Origin of the sequence: Falseniella ignava, from assembly GCF_002847645.1 — a bacterium.
In the GTDB taxonomy this organism is placed as follows: domain Bacteria; phylum Bacillota; class Bacilli; order Lactobacillales; family Aerococcaceae; genus Falseniella; species Falseniella ignava.
This window is the reverse complement of sequence record NZ_PKHE01000028.1, coordinates 1-2291: the sequence shown is the minus strand read 5'-3', so window position 1 is coordinate 2291 and position 2291 is coordinate 1. Positions and strand designations below refer to the sequence as shown.

General features: G+C 30.9%; 2 protein-coding genes. Both read right to left on the bottom strand.

The window, feature by feature from the left end; all coding sequences use genetic code 11:
• Positions 1-372: 372 nt before the first annotated feature.
• Positions 373-900, bottom strand: a complete 528-nt coding sequence (locus CYJ57_RS07435; protein ID WP_101954746.1) for a GNAT family N-acetyltransferase — start codon at positions 898-900, stop codon at positions 373-375.
• Between the two features lie 437 nt (positions 901-1337).
• On the bottom strand, positions 1338-2069 hold the full coding sequence (gene erm, locus CYJ57_RS07430; RefSeq protein ID WP_101954745.1) for a 23S ribosomal RNA methyltransferase Erm: 732 nt from the start codon (positions 2067-2069) through the stop codon (positions 1338-1340).
• Between the last annotated feature and the right edge of the window lie 222 nt (positions 2070-2291).

Genomic DNA, 2291 nt, shown 5'->3' with positions numbered 1-2291 from the left:
GCGAATGTGTAAAGTTAGCCTGTGATTGTTTTATATTTTGAGAAGGATGTAACGAATCCTTACTGCCTTTAATAAAAAAGAGCAGCCTTGTAAGCTACTCTTGTAGAAAGTATAAAATGAGTTTTATCTTATTATATTTTTCTTTGTGTCTCCTCATACCAGTTACAAAACTACTCTTACGTCCATGTAGTTTTTTTGAGTCTTTTTGACGTATCCTTCTTCATCTTTATCAAATACAAAATACTTATAAAACTGCTTGAAATGCAGGATTTCTAAATTTATATCTTTTGTATCAACGCTATAGCTTCCACATGTATGGTGGTTAACGTATTAATTGATAATAGTATGTTGGAAGTGTGGTTTGGATGGTAATTAGATTACATGCTCAGATGCCAAAATTGCATAGACGTAACTATCCGTCCATTCGCCTTTACTCCAATAATCTTGGATAAAGTGTGGCTCTTGTCGCATACCTACTCTTTGACATAATACCGCTGAGGCAAAATTTCTTGCATCTAGCACCGCCTGGATACGATGAACATTATGTTCTGAAAATAAATAGCCAATCACTCTGGTTACCGCTTCACTTGCATATCCACGTCCAGAATACTTAGGATTAAAAACATAGCCAATTTCTACCGTTTCTTTCATATCGGTGTACAAAACAGAAATATCCCCGATAACTTTCTCCTCTAACACGCAAGCTATGTTCAACAACTTCGCTTCAGAAAGCTCATTATTATTTATTTTCTCATTTAATAACTCAGTAGAAGTACTATCATCCCATGGCTCATGTAACAAGTATTTACAAACCTCTTCATCTTGATAAAAATCTAATAGATCTCTTAAATCTTGTGATTTAAAAGTTCTCAAGGTCATTCTTTCTGTTGTTAAATTCATGCTTTTTCTCCTCCATATCGACTAGACAGAACCTTACAAGAAATTACTTCTTCTGGTAAGTCATCTGCACAAAGTTTTCTTGTTATCACTCAAATTTTATTGAAAAGTGCCTTCAAAGTAAATATTTATATACGACACATGACACAAATTTTCTTTAAAATAATACTAAAGAGAGACAAAGGCTATGCATAATCACTGCATAGCTCCATGTCTCTCCTATTTTTCGTTAAGATTAATGTTTAACTAATTCTTCAATCAATCTTTCAAAAAGATTATATCCAGCTCATATTAGTAGAGCTTTTCAAATATACATCACTCTTTTCATCAATATGTCTTAAAAATTGCTCATTGTGCAATCCGCCTGAATTTATGTTTGTCTACATATCAATAGTCTAGCCAACACTAGGGATAAAACTTAAGAATCATAATCTATAAATTTAATTAAACAATTGATAACTCTCAAATATACTATCAAATTGTTCCAATGTGACCTGACTAAAATCATTAATCTTTACATTTTGTTTAACTCTTCGAATTTGGTTTTTAGTAAATAATTTTCGATAATCTTTATTCACCCAGCTATACACAAAATCCTCATAGATTTGTCTATCTCTTGATGTCATATAATTATTGAGTCTTTTCATTCTAATTAGTGAAGAGTCAACACAAGGTCTAGGATGAAATATTGTTCTCGGAATATTTTTTACGATTGATATTTCTAAATCTTTTCTAAGGATTAATGCCAAAGCTCGATTCATATCTAATAATCTTTTTGCAAAGCCTTCTTCTACAATTAAAAAACTGTCGCTTGCCGAGGTTTCGTAAGCAATCTTTTTTACAAGATCGGTACTGATGTTGTAAGGTATATTTCCATATATTTTATAATCCTTGTCATGAGGGAAATTATAGGACAAAACATTCTCATTAATAATGTTAAGATTATTTTGATTTCCAACTCTTTTTCTAGTTGCCTCGCACATCTTTGTATCAATTTCAATGGCAGTTACTTCCTTACAAATTTTGCATAATTCTTTTGTAAAATGTCCTTTACCAGATCCTATCTCATATAATAAATCATTCTGTGAGATATTAGTTAAGGATAATATGCCTTCAATGTCTTCTTTAGCAGTAATAAAATTTTGTGTGTATTTAATTTGTTGTCTTTTCATTATAAGTCCTTTCTATAGGCTATAATGAATGCTATTCATTATAGCCGTTAACTAAATAACAGGTCTACAATGAATAATTTTTACAACAAACATACTTGTACAATTCAAATTAATTCCTCCTCATAGTTTATTTTAGATAAAGTCCATATAATTGTGTAAAAGTTAAAAGGCCATGTAACAGCCCTTTTACGGTACAATGTTTTTAACCACTAAAAACATACC

Bases quoted from the DNA above. Each gene is read 5' to 3' on its own strand.
- CYJ57_RS07435 (WP_101954746.1), bottom strand. From the start codon at position 900: ATGAATTTAACAACAGAAAGAATGACCTTGAGAACTTTTAAATCACAA.
- erm (WP_101954745.1), bottom strand. From the start codon at position 2,069: ATGAAAAGACAACAAATTAAATACACACAAAATTTTATTACTGCTAAA.